General features: G+C 66.8%; 13 protein-coding genes and 2 riboswitches. Of the genes, 3 read left to right on the top strand and 10 right to left on the bottom strand.

Translation table 11 applies throughout. From position 1 onward, the window contains the following. Positions 1-10: 10 nt before the first annotated feature. Positions 11-126: riboswitch (SAM riboswitch) on the bottom strand. A 154-nt stretch (positions 127-280) separates the two neighbouring features. After that, positions 281-398: riboswitch (SAM riboswitch) on the bottom strand. 128 nt (positions 399-526) lie between these two features. Next, entirely contained in the window at positions 527-1,165 is a 639-nt protein-coding gene (locus tag J7I85_RS09440; protein WP_214850497.1) for a VOC family protein, read from the top strand. A 140-nt stretch (positions 1,166-1,305) separates the two neighbouring features. Here the strand turns inward: J7I85_RS09440 and J7I85_RS09435 are convergent, their stop codons facing one another. Then, the gene (locus J7I85_RS09435; protein WP_214850495.1) at positions 1,306-2,085 is read right to left on the bottom strand and encodes a CPBP family intramembrane glutamic endopeptidase; all 780 of its coding nucleotides are present in this window, start codon (positions 2,083-2,085) and stop codon (positions 1,306-1,308) included. Positions 2,086-2,172: 87 nt separating this feature from the next. Between J7I85_RS09435 and J7I85_RS09430 the strand changes: the two genes are divergently transcribed. Further along, positions 2,173-2,853, top strand: a complete 681-nt coding sequence (locus J7I85_RS09430) for a histidine phosphatase family protein (RefSeq protein ID WP_251024107.1) — start codon at positions 2,173-2,175, stop codon at positions 2,851-2,853. Here J7I85_RS09430 and J7I85_RS09425 read toward each other — a convergent pair. The 5 genes from J7I85_RS09425 to tdh all read right to left on the bottom strand — a co-directional run bounded on the left by J7I85_RS09425 (position 2,850) and on the right by tdh (position 8,443). Then, positions 2,850-3,638, bottom strand: coding sequence for a DeoR/GlpR family DNA-binding transcription regulator (locus J7I85_RS09425; RefSeq protein ID WP_214850493.1), 789 nt, complete (start codon positions 3,636-3,638; stop codon positions 2,850-2,852). The genes J7I85_RS09430 and J7I85_RS09425 overlap by 4 nt on opposite strands. A 109-nt stretch (positions 3,639-3,747) precedes the next feature. Continuing rightward, on the bottom strand, positions 3,748-4,959 hold the full coding sequence (gene hutI / locus J7I85_RS09420; protein ID WP_214850492.1) for an imidazolonepropionase: 1,212 nt from the start codon (positions 4,957-4,959) through the stop codon (positions 3,748-3,750). Positions 4,960-4,970: 11 nt separating this feature from the next. Beyond that, a complete protein-coding gene (locus J7I85_RS09415; protein ID WP_214850490.1) occupies positions 4,971-6,089 on the bottom strand; it encodes an FAD-binding oxidoreductase in 1,119 nt (372 codons plus the stop codon). 45 nt (positions 6,090-6,134) lie between these two features. Beyond that, complete coding sequence (locus J7I85_RS09410; protein WP_214850488.1) at positions 6,135-7,331, bottom strand: glycine C-acetyltransferase; 1,197 nt, start codon at positions 7,329-7,331, stop codon at positions 6,135-6,137. A 65-nt stretch (positions 7,332-7,396) separates the two neighbouring features. After that, on the bottom strand, positions 7,397-8,443 hold the full coding sequence (tdh, locus tag J7I85_RS09405) for an L-threonine 3-dehydrogenase (protein ID WP_214850486.1): 1,047 nt from the start codon (positions 8,441-8,443) through the stop codon (positions 7,397-7,399). A gap of 133 nt (positions 8,444-8,576) precedes the next feature. On the opposite strand from tdh, the gene J7I85_RS09400 reads away from it, so the two are divergent. Then, complete coding sequence (locus J7I85_RS09400) at positions 8,577-9,485, top strand: LysR family transcriptional regulator (protein WP_214850484.1); 909 nt, start codon at positions 8,577-8,579, stop codon at positions 9,483-9,485. A 92-nt stretch (positions 9,486-9,577) separates the two neighbouring features. Here the strand turns inward: J7I85_RS09400 and gatB are convergent, their stop codons facing one another. The 4 genes from gatB to J7I85_RS09380 form a co-directional block, all read right to left on the bottom strand. Further along, a complete protein-coding gene (gene gatB, locus J7I85_RS09395; RefSeq protein ID WP_214850481.1) occupies positions 9,578-11,086 on the bottom strand; it encodes an Asp-tRNA(Asn)/Glu-tRNA(Gln) amidotransferase subunit GatB in 1,509 nt (502 codons plus the stop codon). Next, entirely contained in the window at positions 11,086-12,648 is a 1,563-nt protein-coding gene (gene gatA / locus J7I85_RS09390) for an Asp-tRNA(Asn)/Glu-tRNA(Gln) amidotransferase subunit GatA (RefSeq protein WP_214850476.1), read from the bottom strand. Before gatA ends, gatB begins: the two co-directional genes overlap by 1 nt. 3 nt (positions 12,649-12,651) lie before the next feature. Then, complete coding sequence (gatC, locus tag J7I85_RS09385; protein ID WP_003802035.1) at positions 12,652-12,948, bottom strand: Asp-tRNA(Asn)/Glu-tRNA(Gln) amidotransferase subunit GatC; 297 nt, start codon at positions 12,946-12,948, stop codon at positions 12,652-12,654. 284 nt (positions 12,949-13,232) lie between these two features. After that, positions 13,233-14,738 (bottom strand): CitMHS family transporter, encoded by a 1,506-nt coding sequence (locus J7I85_RS09380; protein ID WP_214850468.1) that lies wholly within the window; start codon positions 14,736-14,738, stop codon positions 13,233-13,235. Positions 14,739-14,929: the final 191 nt, after the last annotated feature.

Below are 14,929 nucleotides of genomic sequence, written 5' to 3'. Positions count from 1 at the left end.
GTAAACCTCTTCTACGCGCTTGCCCGCCGGCAGCTGTCCGGCAGGCCAGGTCCTCACCCGGGGCACCCCACCGCGGAAGGAGGGTTGCCGGCCAGCAAGCCGGGGCTGTCGCTGGCACTCATGACCTGCTGCCAGTTTACGAAACAGTCGTACGGCTGCGCGAAGATTGTGACGGCTGTGTGACTCCCGGCCCCTTCACGGGACGGGGGTCACACCGGTAGCGCGGGAAAGTCAGGCGCCTTTTGGCTGGCCCGTCCCTGCACTGGCCCGTCCCTGCACAGGCCCGCGCTTGCTGCACGGCGGGCGCCGCGCAGCCAGGTCTTCACCCTGGGCACCCCGCCGCGGTTGGAGGGTTGCCGGCCAGCGAGCCGGGGCTTTGTTCGTTGGCATTCATGACCTGCGACCAGCGCAGGAATGGGACTGTTACGCGCACAGCTTTGTGACGAACTTCGTCAAAGTATGGACTTTTCACAAGGTTAGGCAACCCTTAGCTGAGAGCCCCGTCACAAAGTGCCAAGATGAGGGCATGCGCATGGATCACGTCTCTTACGCCTGTGAACACGATGGCCTCGCGGCCACCACCGAACGTATCTCCTCTGCCCTCGGCGTCGAAGCCGTAAAGGGCGGAGTGCACCCCCGGTTTGGGACCCGGAACATGATCATTCCCCTGGCCGGACACAAGTACCTTGAGGTCGTTGAGGTTTTGGACCACCCGGCGTCGGACAAGGCGCCGTTCGGCCAGGCCGTCCGGGCCAGGTCCGCGTCGGGCGGCGGCTGGATGGGCTGGTGCGTCGAAGTTGACGACCTCGCCCCCTTCGAGGAACGCCTGGGCCGCTCCGCGGTCAAAGGCAACCGCAAGTTCCCTGACGGCCGCGAACTTGTCTGGCAGCAGATCGGCATCCTGGGCCTGATTGCGGACCCGCAGGTTCCCTACATGCTGAAGTGGGAGGGCGATCCGGAACTGCACCCGTCCAACGCCTACGACAGCAATGTGAAGATGTCCAGCCTCACGATCGCGGGCTCTGCCGAGCGCGTGACCGAGTGGCTCGGCGAGCCCGTCGAAAGGCCGCTGGAGGACGTCGCCGTGAACTGGCTCGCCCCGCACGGAACGCCGGGCATCCTCTCGGTCACGTTCGAAACCGCAGCGGGAGCCGTCACCATCTGACGCACTTTCGCCCTTCACTTCGGCCGCCATCAGCGGGTGCCAATGACGTCACCCGCCGATGGCGGCCGAATCACTTTTAAGGGCTGGCGCTGGCCCGGCACATCGGCCTCGCCGAATGGCTGATCCCTACCCCAGGCCGGCTACCCCAGGCCGGCCGCTTTGCCGAACAGGCTGAACCCGACGAACGCGACGATGTCCAGCAGGGCGTGCGCAACGACGAGCGGCATCACCCGGCGGGTCCTGGTGTAGATCCAGGCGAAGACCACGCCCATGATGGCGTTTCCAATGAAGGGTCCGAAGCCCTGGTACAGGTGGTAGCTGCCACGGAGCATTGAGGACACAAAGATCGCCAGGGGCACTGACCAGCCGAATTTGCCGAACCGGTCCAGGAGATAGCCCACCACAATGACTTCCTCCACGACCGCGTGGCGCAGGGCGGACAGGATCAGCACGGGCACCGTCCACCAGTAGGCGTCCAGGCCGCTGGGGATGATCGCCGTCGTGATGCCCAGGGCACGTCCGGCGGCGTAGAGGCCCAGCGAGGGGATGCCGATCAGGGCGGCCAGCCCGAGCCCCTGCAGCAGGTCCTTGCCCGGCCGGGCAAAGTTGAATCCTAGCTTCCGGAACGCGGAACCGGCGTCGTGCCCCGACCCCGACTTCGCCTGGCGCTGGTCGGTCAGGAAGAAGATCACCAGCAGGACCGGCACCAGGGCGAAGATGATGTCCAGCAGCTGGTAGGTCAGGTCGAAATATTCGCGCGTGCTTTGCGACCGGTTCAGCGTGGACGTCCCCTGCGACAGCGGTGCCCGGCTCATTTTGTCCAGCAGCTGCACCACAGAGTAAACGGCGGACTGGCCGAGCGACAGCCCGAGGACAATCCAGACTTCGAACCGCAGCCGACGGCGGGAGGGAACCAACATGTTCCTATCTTGCCTGCACCTGCTGGTACTTTCCTGTCAGCCAGTCGGTTCCTGTCCGGCCGCGGGCTGACCCTATGCTGGGGAACTATGAGCGCTCCCGGGAAAATCATCATGATCCGGCACGGCCAGTCGGCGGCCAACGCGGATACCTCCATCTACAACAGGGTGCCCGACTACCGGATTCCGCTGACGGAGCTTGGACTGGAGCAGGCGAAGGCCGCCGGGGAACGCATCCGGCGCGAGCTGGACGGGCGGCAGGTAAGCGTCTACGTCTCACCGTACCTGCGCGCCCACCAGACCCTCGAGGCGCTGAATCTGGGCCCCCTGACGGAGCGGGTGATCGAGGAGCCGCGGCTGCGCGAACAGGACTGGGCCAACTTCCAGATCTCAGGCGACATCGAGGACCAGAAGGAACTCCGCAACGCCTACGGCCACTTCTTTTACCGCTTCCGGGAGGGCGAGTCCGGCTCCGACGTCTACGACCGGATCTCCTCGTTCATGGAAACCCTGTACAGGCATTGGTCCAAGCCGGACTACTCCCCCAACGCCCTGCTGGTCACGCACGGGCTGACCATGCGCCTGTTCTGCATGCGCTGGTTCCACTGGTCCGTGGAATACTTCGAGTCGCTGAACAACCCCGAAAACGCCGAGGTCCGCATGCTGGTGCGCAACAGTTTGGGCAAGTACGAACTCGACACACCCTTCACCCAGTGGGTGGACCGGAGGGTGGACGAAACGGTGCTGGACGCCCCGCCGGTGATCTTCTAGGCGCCGGCCACCAGCACTTCGGTGCCGCGGGCTTCGAACGCGGCCTTGTCCGCCGCGGAGATGCCCGAGTCGGTGATGAGCCGGGTGAAGTTGTAGCCGTCCATGGTGGCGAACGCCCGGCGTCCCACCTTCGAGGAGTCTGCGATGACATAGGACTCGCTGGCGCGGCTGGCCAGCAGGGCGTTGACCGTTGCCTCGGCCTCGCCGGTGTTGGTGGGCCCCACCTCGGCGTCGACGCCGTTGACCCCGATGAAGGCGATGTCCAGCACCACCTTCTGCATGATGATGTCGGTGTACGGGCCCACGAGTTCATAGGACCGCGTGTTGAGGATGCCGCCGGTCACCATCACCTTGATGTTGGGCCGGACGGCAAGCTGCGAGGCGATGTTGATGGCGTTGGTGACCACGGTCAGGGTGGGCTGGTTCGACGGCGAGTTGAGGTCCTCGCGGGTGGCCAGGATCTGCGCCAGGGCGGTGCTCGTGGTGCCGCCGCACAGGCCGATGACCATGCCCGGGGCGATGAGCGCCGAGGCGGCCAGGGCGATCTCCTGCTTGGCCACGGCGTGGTCGTCCCGGTTGTACCTGCCGGGAAGGTCGTAGGCCAGGGCGCCGGTGGTGGCGCCGCCGCGGGTCCGCGTCAGCAGCCGCCGCTTGGCCAGGCTGTCCAGGTCCCGCCGGGCGGTTGCCGGTGACACGCCAAGCCGGGTGACGATCTCCTCGACTTCCACCTGGCCGGTCCCGGCAAGGAGGTCAAGGATGGCCGTCAGTCGGTCGGTGCGGGTCATGCAGGGCCTTTCAAGATCCAAAACGTCGGGAAAATGACGTTTTTTGATTGTATCAGACCCCAAACAATCATCTTGCGTCATCGCCAGCGAGTAAGGGCACCGCCTGACACTACCGTGCCCGCACCCCTGCACGCCAAACCGCATGGGTCAGCGGCATGCCAGGGCGGTAGGCGAGGTGGGTGGCGGACGGGGCGTTGAGGACGTGCAGGTCTGCCCGGTGTCCGACGGCGATGGAGCCCACCGCGCGTTCGCCGTCGACGTCGTTACCGGACTCGCGCTGGAGCGCCAGGGCGCCGCCGTACGTCGCCGCCCGGACTGCCTCATGGACACTCAGTCCCATCTGCAGGACCGCGGTGGTGACGCAGAACGCCATGGAACTCGTGTAGGACGTGCCGGGGTTGCAGTTGGACGCGAGCGCCACGGGCACGCCGGCGTCCAGGAGCTTCCGGCCGGGAGCCAGCGGCTGGCGGGTGGAGAGGTCGCAGGCCGGCAGGCAGGTGGCCACCGTCCCCCGCCCGCCCGTTCCTGCGGCGGCATCCCAGCCCGACCAGCCGGCGGCGAGGTCTGCGATGTCCTGCTCCGAAAGATAGTTGACGTGGTCCACGCTCGCCGCGCCGAACTCCACCGCGAGGCGGACACCGGGGCCGTGCCCCAGCTGGTTGCCGTGCACCCGCAGCCCCAGGCCGACGTCGCGGCAGGCCTGCAGCACGGCACGGGACTGCTCCGCGGAAAAGGCGCCCCGTTCGCAGAACACGTCGGCCCACGTCACGTAGGGGCGGGCCGCGTCAAGCATGGGACCGCAGACAAGTTTTGTGTACTCATCCGCATCAATCCCGGCCGGCACCAGGTGGGCGCCCAGATAGGTGACCTCGTCCGCTACCGTCGAGGCGATCCGCGCACTCCTGGCCTCCTGCTCGACGTCCAGGCCGTAGCCGGTTTTCGTCTCCAGGTACGTCGTGCCCTGCGATACTGCTTCGGCGACGCGGCCCTGGGCCAGCCGCGTGAGGTCGTAGTCCCCGGTGTTCCGGGTGGCTTCAGTGGTGACGGCGATGCCGCCGGCGCTGTACTCCTCCCCTGCCATCCGGGCCTCGAACTCCGCCGTCCGGTCGCCCGCGAAAATGAGGTGCGTGTGGGAGTCCACCCAGCCGGGCAGCACGGCGCGCCCGCCCGCGTCCACGGCGTCGTCGGCAGCCGGGGCGGCGGACGCCTGGCCAATCCAGGAGATGCGTTCAGCCTCGATCACCACTGCCGCATCCTTGAGGACACGGTGTTCCGCGTCCTGGGTCATCAGTTCGGCGATATTGGTGATCAGGGTGCTCATGGTTCCATTCTTCAGCGCCGGATGGACCAGCGCGTCGCAGCCAGCGCATCCTCCGTCCGGGATACCGGACCAATGCCGGCGCCCTGCCCGGTACCGGCGTCCTGCCCGGCCAGGATCTGGGCAGCGGCCAGTTCCGCGATTCCGGACGACGTCTGGAACCCGTAGCCGCCCTGGCCGGCGAGCCAGAAGAACCCGCGGGCTTCGGCGTCGAACCCCACGACCGGAACGCCGTCGGCCGCCTCAGTGCGCAGGCCGGTCCACGCCGTCCGGACGGGGCCGATCCCCAGCGTCGTCAGGGTGTTGAGCTGGGAGATGAGCCGCTCCACGTCCCCGGGACGGGGACGTGCGTCCTCCGCCGGGCTGGCCACGTGTTCCGACGGCGAGATCAGCACGTCGCTGCCTTCCTTGCGGAAGTAGAAGGAGTCGTCGGCGGCAGCCACCATGGGGCTGCCTTCCGGCAGCGGATGGTCGACGCCGACAATCGCCGCCGTGCGCCGGTACGGCTGCAGGCCGATCTTCTCGACGCCGCTCAGCACCGCCAGCTCGTCCGCCCAGGCGCCGGCCGCGTTGACCAAAACGCCGGCGGAGAAGCCTTCCTGCCCGGCGCCGATCTCCCAGCCGGATCCCAGCCGCTGCGCTGAGTGGACGCGGGCGCCGGTGATGATGTCCGCGCCGGCAGCCTCGGCACGCGCCCGGTGTCCTTCCAGAAGCACCGGGGCATTGCAGCCGAAGGACCCGGTGTCCAGGCCGGCGGCGGAGAAGGACTCCGGTTTCAGGGCCGGGCAGAGCCCAAGCGCTTCACCGTGGCTGAGCCGGCGCATTTGGCCGCTGGCCTCGGCCTGGACGGATTCCTCGTCCCCGATCAGCAGAAAGCTCCGCGGCGAGAGCACGGGCTCAGGACGTTGGGCATCCTCCGCCGCAATCAGTTCGAGGGTGCGGACGGTAAGTTCCTGCACCACGGGCGGACCGTAGCTGGGGATGAGCTGCCGGGCCGAGCGCGACGACGTGTGGTACGCCAGCTGCTGCTCCGCCTCCACGAGGGCCACGGTGCATTTGCCGGCCAGCGCGGAGGCCAGGGACAGACCGGCAACCCCGCCGCCCACAATGACTACGTCATACGTTGATGCCATGGGCTCAATCTTTACAGATGGCCGGACTTTACAGGTGACCGGAGCCTACGCAGCCACGGCGTCCCGGCTCTTGACGAACGCCTGGACGCAGGTTTCGACGTCGTCGGCGCTGTGCGCGGCTGACAGCTGGACGCGGATCCGGGCGGCACCGCGCGGCACCACGGGGAAGCTGAAGGCGGTCACGTAGACCCCGTGCTGGAGCATCTGGTCGGCCACCTTCGCTGCCAGCACAGCGTCGCCGAACATGACCGGCACAATGGCGTGTTCGCCGTCGAGCAGTTCGAAGCCTTCCTCCGTCATCCGGCGGCGGAACAGCTCCGCGTTCCGGAACAGCCTGTCCCGCAGCTCGCCGGAGGTCTGCACGAGCTCCAGGGCCTTGATGGTCGCCGCCACGATGGCCGGCGCGAGGGAGTTCGAGAAGAGGTAGGGGCGGGCCTTCTGCCGCAGCATAGCCACCACTTCGCTGCGGCCGGACACGTAGCCGCCCGAGGCGCCGCCCAACGCCTTCCCGAAGGTGCCCGTGAAGATGTCCACACGGTGGGAGACGCCGGCGTGCTCGGGAGTCCCGGCTCCGGTGGCTCCCATGAACCCGACGGCGTGGGAGTCGTCCACCATCACCAGGGCGTCGTGCTTCTCGGCGAGGTCGCAGATGGCCTCCAGCGGGGCAAGGTAGCCGTCCATGGAGAAGACGCCGTCGGTGACGATGATTTTCCGCCGGGCATCCTTCGCCTCGACGAGCTTGGCCTCCAGGTCAGCCATGTCCTGGTTGGCGTACCGGAAACGCTGCGCCTTGCAGAGCCGGATGCCGTCGATGATGGACGCGTGGTTCAGGGCGTCGGAGATGATCGCGTCCTCAGGGCCGAAGAGCGATTCGAAAACGCCGCCGTTCGCGTCGAAGCAGCTGGAGAACAGGATGGTGTCCTCGGTGCCCAGGAACTTTGAGACCCTGGCTTCGAGGTCGAGGTGGAGGTCCTGGGTGCCGCAGATGAACCGGACACTGGCCATGCCGAATCCGCGATCGTCCATGGCGGACTTGGCCGCGGCGATGATCTCGGGGTGGTCGGCGAGGCCCAGGTAGTTGTTGGCGCAGAAGTTCAGGACGGGCGAGCCGGTTTCACCGATCTGTCCGGCGGTGATGTGGCTGGCCTGGGCAGAGTCGATGTGGCGCTCGGTCTTGTAGAGGCCTGCGGTGCGGATGTCGTCGAGCTCGGCGCGGAGCTGGTTCTTGATGGCTGAGTACATGGCGGGTTCTCCTCGGCTGGGAAACTGTCAGAAGTGTGTGGAAGGGCAGGGGGCCGGATTTCAGGTCAGATTTCCGACCAGTCGAGCACCACCTTGCCGCCGACGCCGGCCTTCGCGATTTCGAAGCCCTTCTCCCACTGGGTGGCCGGCAGCACGTCCGTGACCACGGCGGAGATGCTGGCGTGCACCGCCGGGCTGGAGGAGAGCATTGCACTCATGGCGTACCAGGTCTCGAACATTTCGCGGCCGTAGATGCCCTTCAGGGTCAGCATGTGCGTGACCACCTTGGCCCAGTCAATATCAATGGACTGGCTGGGCAGACCGAGCATGGCGATACGTCCGCCGTGGTTCATGTTGTCGATCATCTCCGGCAACGCCGTGGGATGGCCGGACATTTCCAGTCCGATGTCGAAGCCCTCGCGCATGCCCAGCTCCCGCTGCGCTTCCCGGACCCGCGTCTTGGAGACGTCGATGGCCAGGTCCACGCCGAGCTGGCGGGCCAGCTCAAGGCGCGGGGCCGAGACGTCGGTGATGGCGATCTTGCGGGCGCCGGCATGGCGGGCCACGGCGATAGCCATGAGGCCGATCGGCCCGGCTCCGGTGATCAGCACGTCCTCCCCCACCAGCGGGAAACTCAGGGCGGTGTGCACGGCGTTGCCGAAGGGGTCGAAGATGGCACCGAGTTCCGGGGTGACGGACGGATCCTGGTGCACCCAGACGTTGGTCTCCGGGATGACGACGTATTCGGCAAACGCCCCGTCCCGCTGCACGCCAACGCTGACCGTGTGGATGCACATCTGCCGGCGGCCGGCCCGGCAGTTGCGGCAGATCCCGCAGACGATGTGGCCTTCGCCCGAAACGCGGTCTCCCACATTGACGTAGCGCACGTCCTCGCCGGTGGCCACCACCTCGCCGTAGAACTCGTGGCCGGCGATCAGCGGGGCCTCGATGATGCCCTGAGCCCAGGCGTCCCACGACTGAATGTGCAGGTCCGTGCCGCAGATGCCGGTGGTCAACACGCGGATCTTGACCTCGCCGGGTCCCGCCTCGGGTTCCGGGCGGTCGGTCAGTTCAAACCCGGCGTGTGCGCCGGCCTTGTAGAGGGCCTTCATTGGCTTCCTTACGTTCGGCATGCGGTGGCATGCGGGGAATTCTCCCTTCATTAGAGCCACCTTCGACCCATTAGCACAAGGGGAATTTTCTCAATCGACGATTAAGTGATTGCTAAGGAATAGGATGGAGCGCATGGAGATCCACCAGCTCGAAATGCTGCGGGAGCTGGGCGCGCTCGGAAGTGTCAAGGCCGTGGCCGATACCCTGCTCGTCACGCCCTCCGCCGTGTCCCAGCAGCTCGCCCAGCTGCAGAAAAGCGTCGAGGTGCCGCTGACCCGCAAGGAGGGCCGGAACCTGGTCCTCACGGAGGCCGGCCAGGTGCTCGCGGACGCGGGGGCCGCCGTCGTCAGCGCCATGGCCGACGCACGGATGGCGATCGGCGCGTACCACAGCTCCACGGTGGCTCCGGTGACGGTGAGCGGTTTCCACAGTGCGGGGCAGGCACTGTTTGCGCCGCTGGCCCGGCTTCTGGACGGCCCGGACAAGCCGAAGGTGCTGCTCTCCGACGAGGACGTGGCCCAGCAGGATTTTCCCGCGCTGACGGCGCGGTACGACCTCGTGCTGGCGCACCGGATGGACCACAGCCCGAAGTGGCCGGAGGAAAGGGTGGCGGTGATACCGCTGGCCCACGAGCCGCTGGACGTCGCGCTGCCGGCCGGCCACCGCCTGGCCGGCCAGGCGGCGCTGACCGTTTCCGACGTCGTCGGCGAACCCTGGGTGACCAGCCGCGCCGGCTACTCCCCCGCGGACGTGCTCTCCGCCGTCGCCGCGGTGTCCAGCCGGGAGCTGCACATCGTGCACCGGATCAACGACTACTCCACGGTGGCGGCGCTGGTGGCCTCCGGAAGCGTGATCGGCCTGCTGCCGCGGCATACGGCGCGGCCGGTGCTGAACCCGGACATTGTGTTGCGGCCGCTGCACGGGATCAGCACCCGGCGCCGCATCGATATTTTGGCGCGCCCGGAAAACCTGAAGCGCGCGTCGGTCCGGGTGGTGTGCGAGGCGCTGCAGGACATCATGGCCCGGCTCAGCCACGCTTGAGTTCACCTGGTTAAACCCAACTGGGTCGCAGCACAGGGGGTTCTGAGCGCTCAGAACCCCCGCAACTGCGACCCAGTTGGGTTAACAAACGGCTAAACGGTGACGCCGAGCTTCTCCAGGATCAGCTCGCGCACGCGGCCGGCGTCGGCCTGGCCGCGGGTGGCCTTCATCACGCCGCCAACGATGGCGCCGATGGCCTGCACCTTGCCGCCGCGGATCTTCTCCGCGACGTCGGGCTGCGCGGCCAGGGCTGCGTCGATGGCTTCCAGGAGCGGGCCGTCGTCGGACACCACGGCGAGGCCGCGCTTTTCGACGACCTCGGCGGGGGTGCCTTCTCCGGCGAGGACGCCATCCAGCACCGCGGAGGCCATCTTGTTGTTGATCTTGCCCGCTTCCACCATGCGGCTCAGCTCGACGATGGTGGCCGGTGTGACGCCGAGCTGGCCGGGGTCGACGTCTGCGTTCTTGGCGCGGCCCACGATCTCACCCATCCACCACTTACGGGCCACGGAAGCGCTGGCGCCGGCGGTGATGGTTTCCTCGATCTCGTCCAGCACGCCGGCATTGACGACGTCACGGAACTCAAGGTCCGAGTAGCCCCAGTCCTGCTTCAGCCGCTTGCGGCGCTCGGCCGGCGGCTCGGGCAGTGTCTGGCGGATCTCCTCCACCCATTCCCGGGAGGGAACCACGGGAACCAGGTCCGGCTCCGGGAAGTAGCGGTAGTCGTCGGCGTCGGACTTTGCCCGGCCCGACGTCGTCGTGCGCGTGTCCTCGTGCCAGTGGCGCGTTTCCTGGATTACCGGCTCGCCGGAGTCCAGGACGGCGGCGTGGCGCTGGATTTCGTAACGGACGGCGTGTTCGACGGCGCGCAGCGAGTTCACGTTTTTCGTCTCGGAGCGGATGCCGAAGCGTTCGCGGCCGTGCGGTCGCAGCGAGACGTTGGCGTCGCAGCGGACGTTGCCGCGCTCCATCTTGGCGTCCGAGACGCCGAGGTTCTTGACGATTTCACGCACAGCGGCAACGTAGGCCTTGGCGAGCTCGGGGGCGCGGGAACCGGCGCCTTCGATCGGCTTGGTGACGATCTCGACGAGCGGAACGCCGGCACGGTTGTAGTCCACCAGGGAGTATTCGGCGCCCTGGATACGTCCTGCCGAGCCGCCGAGGTGGGTCAGCTTGCCGGCGTCCTCCTCCATGTGCGCGCGCTCGATCTCAACGCGGAACACGGTGCCGTCCTCGAGCTCGATGTCCAGGTAGCCGTCATAGGCGATCGGCTCGTCGTACTGGGACGTCTGGAAGTTCTTGGGGGTGTCCGGGTAGAAGTAGTTCTTCCGGGCGAAGCGGCAGGATTCTGCGATCTTGCAGTTCAGCGCCAGACCGATCTTGATGGAGGACTCCACCGCGGTCTTGTTCACCACCGGCAGGACGCCGGGCATGCCCAGGTCCACCTCGTTGACGTTCGTGTTGGGCTCGTCGCCGAACACGTTAGGCGCGGAGGAGAACATCTTGGTCTTCGTGTTGAGTTCAACGTGGACCTCGAACCCCAGTACGGGGTCGTACTTCTCCATGGCTTCTTCGAAGCTCAGGGTTGCGTCAGTGCTCATTATTTTGCCTCCTGGGTTTCGACAAGCTCAACCAACGACGGGGCCTTGTCCAGCAGCGGACCGCCCCATTTCGCTTCCAGCAGGGATTCCAGGACAGCACCAACCCGGTAGAGGCGGGCGTCCTCGCGGGCAGGTGCCAGCAGCTGGATGCCGACAGGCAGTCCGTCCTCGTCGGCCAGGCCGCCGGGCAGGGACAGGCCGGGGACGCCGGCCATGTTGGCGGGGATGGTGGCGACGTCGTTGAGGTACATGGCCAGCGGGTCATCCAGCTTCTCGCCCAGCTTGAACGCCGTGGTGGGCGCCGTGGGGGAAATCAGGACGTCGGCCTTGGCGAAGGCAGCCTCGAAGTCGCGCTGGATGAGCGTGCGGACCTTCTGGGCGGAGCCGTAGTAGGCGTCGTAGTAGCCGGCGGACAGCGCGTACGTGCCCAGGATGATCCGGCGCTTGACCTCGTCGCCGAACCCGGCGGCGCGGGTGGCGCCCATGACACGCTCGATGGTCAGCGGCGGCTCCTCGGGGAGCACGCGCAGGCCGTAGCGGACGCCGTCGAACTTGGCCAGGTTGGAGGAGGCCTCGGAGGGCATGATCAGGTAGTAGGCGCCCAGGGCGTACTGGAAGTTGGGGCAGGACACCTCAACGATCTCCGCACCCGCCTCTTTAAGCAGCTCAAGCGATTCGTTGAAGCGGTTTTCGACGCCGGCCTGGTAGCCCTCGCCGTGGAGTTCCTTGATGATGCCGATCTTCATGCCGTCCACGTTGCCGAGGCGCGCAGCGGCCACAAGGTCGCCCAGCGGGTCCGGCAGGGAGGTGGAGTCGTGCGGGTCGTGGCCGCCGATGACCTGCTGCAGCAAAGCCGAGTCCAGGACGGTGCGTGACACCGGGCCGATCTGGTCCAGCGAGGACGCCATGGCGATGGCGCCGTAGCGGGACACGCCGCCGTAGGTGGGCTTGACGCCCACGGTGCCGGTGACGGCGCCGGGCTGGCGGATGGATCCGCCGGTGTCCGTGCCCAGGGCCAGCGGCGCTTCAAAGGCTGCGACGGCGGCTGCCGACCCGCCGCCCGAACCGCCGGGGATGCGGTCCAGGTCCCACGGGTTGCGGGTGGGGCCGAAGGCCGAGTGCTCGGTGGAGGAGCCCATGGCGAACTCGTCCAGGTTGGTCTTGCCCAGGATCGGCATCTTCGCGGCGCGCAGCTTCTTGACGACGGTGGCGTCGTACGGGCTGTACCAGCCTTCGAGGATCTTGGAGCCGGCGGTGGTGGGCTGGCCGATGGTGACGATGAGGTCCTTGACGGCGATCGGAACGCCGGCGAGCTCGTGCAGTTCCTGTGCGGCCTGCCCGCCCGCGGCGCGGATGGCGTCCACCTCGGCGGCGACGGCGAGTGCTTCCTCGGTGTTGACGTGCAGGAACGCGTTGACGCCGCGTTCTCCCCCGTCGACGGCGGCGATGCGGTCGAGGTGCGCCTGGGTGACTTCGACGGCGGTTACCTCGCGGGCGGCGAGCTTCGCGGCCAGCTGGGCAGCGGAAAGACGGATGAGTTCCGTGCTGTTGGTTTCAGTCATGTTCTAGTCCTCATCCAGGATTGCCGGGACCTTGAAGCGGTCTGCGTCCGAGTCCGGAGCGCCGGAGAGTGCCTGCTCAGCGGTGAAGGTGTGGCCCACCTCGTCCTCGCGGAACACGTTGCTCAGCGGAATCGGGTGCGAAGTTGCGGGAACACCGTCACCTGCGGCCTCACTCACGGATTTCACCGCGTCTACGATGACGGCAAGTTCGCCGGCCATCCTGTCCAGCTCTTCAGCACTCATCTCAATGTGCGCGAGCCGCGCTAGGTGCGCGACATCGTCGCGGTTGATCGCAGCCATGGATCTCCCTGCAAGTTCGGAATGGGTTTCCGGACTAGTCTACGTGGCTTGCTGTTGTGTCTCCGCACTCCTGGCGGCAGTACTGGTCACCTTCCGGCCCCGGGCCGGACGATCCTCCGCGTGCTGCTCGTACCTCGCTTTGACGCACGCTTCCGGATGTCCGTCCCGTTGCCGGCGTGCCCCTTTTCCTGTTCGTGACGATTACAGACAGCAAGGAAGCAGAGTGCGGAAATCTTCCGCACTCTGCTTCCTTTTGTTTTGTTACTAGTCGCGTTCCTGCGTCTCTAGCCGATGCCGATTGCTCCGGTCAGGACTGCTACTGCCAGCATGACGAGGGCTACTACTGCGCTCCTCCAGAGGACCTTCTTGTGGTGGTCACCCAGGTCCACCTTGGCCAGGGAGACCAGTAGCAGGATGGCGGGAACCAGCGGGCTCTGCATGTGGAACGGCTGGCCGGTGATGGAGGCACGGGCCATCTCGGCGGCGCTGATGCCGTAGTGGGCAGCGGTCTCGCTCAGGACGGGCAGTACGCCGAAGTAGAAGGCATCGTTGCTCATAAAGAACGTCATGGGGATGCTGAGGACGCCGGTGATGACTGCCATGAGCGGACCCATGCTGGACGGGATGATCTGGACCAGCCAGGCGGACATTGCCTCGACCATGCCGGTTCCGGTCAGGACGCCGGTGAGGACTGCGGCGGCCATGACCATGCTGACGACGGCGACGATCGACGGTGCGTGGGCCACGAGCTGAGCGCCCTGGTCCTTGACGTGCGGGAAGTTCACCAGCAGGGCGATGGCCGAGCCAACCATGAAGACGTACGGCAGCGGCACGAGGTCAGCGATGAGCATGCCCATGACGGCGACGGTGAGGGCCAGGTTGAACCACTGCAGCTTGGGGCGCAGGGTCTTGCGGTTGGGGTCCAGGGCGGTGTCCGCCATGGCGGTGTCGCTGTCGTCGACCAGGAGCTCGGTGCGTTCCAGGACTGCCACCGACGAACCGTCGGAGGAACCGCCGACGGCGGGGCCGCCGGTTGCGGGAACAGGTGCGGGACCCCGGCCCGAACCACCGCGGCCGGAACCGGTGCGGCCGGAACCGGTGCGGCCGCCGCCGGCGGGAGCTCCGCCGTCGAACCCTTCAGCGGTTTCCGGCACGCCCCAGATTTCCGGCTGCGTGGTGCGGAGGCGGTTGCGCTCCTGCAGGCCCAGCACCCAGGCGAAGACCAGGACGACGGCGAGGCCGGCGATCAGCGATGGGATCATCGGGACGAAGACGTCATTGACGTCGATCTTCAGGGCGCTGGCGGCGCGGGCGGTGGGGCCGCCCCAGGGCACGATGTTCATGGTGCCGTTGGCCAGGCCGGCCACACAGGTGAGGACCACAGGGCTCATCTTCAGGCGGAGGTAGATCGGCAGCATGGCGGCGGTGGTGAGGATGAAGGTGGTGGAGCCGTCGCCGTCGAGCGACACGGCAGCAGCCAGGAGCGCGGTGCCCAGGACCACCTTGGCGGGGTCATTGCCGAGCTTGCGCAGAATGAACCGGACCAGCGGATCGAAGAGTCCGACGTCGATCATCAGGCCGAAGTAGATGATGGCGAACATCAGCAACGCGGCGGTGGAGGTCATGGACTTCATCGAGTCCATAATCATGTCGCCGATGCCGAGGCCGGCACCCGCGAACAGACCGAAAACGGTGGGGACGATGATCAGCGCCAGCACTGGCGTCAACTTCTTCGTCATGATCAGCACCATGAAAACCGCGATCATGGCGAATCCAAGTAATACCAGCACAGCCGGCTCCTTCTAGTGAACAGCACCACCCCGGTGTGATGCGTACTACAGACGTTAGAGTGGCCCCGGTCACGGCAGTGCCTTTGGCTCAATTGATTGGCATACTGCTTATTGGGAGCATTTTGCTCATTCTGCTCAAACGCCCCGTTGCCAGCCCAAACCGCCCGGCAGCCCGCCCGACCCACGAAGGA

It is taken from the genome of Arthrobacter sp. ISL-65 (genome assembly GCF_018613795.1).
GTDB lineage: Bacteria > Actinomycetota > Actinomycetes > Actinomycetales > Micrococcaceae > Arthrobacter.
This window is presented reverse-complemented; position numbering and strand designations above follow the sequence as displayed.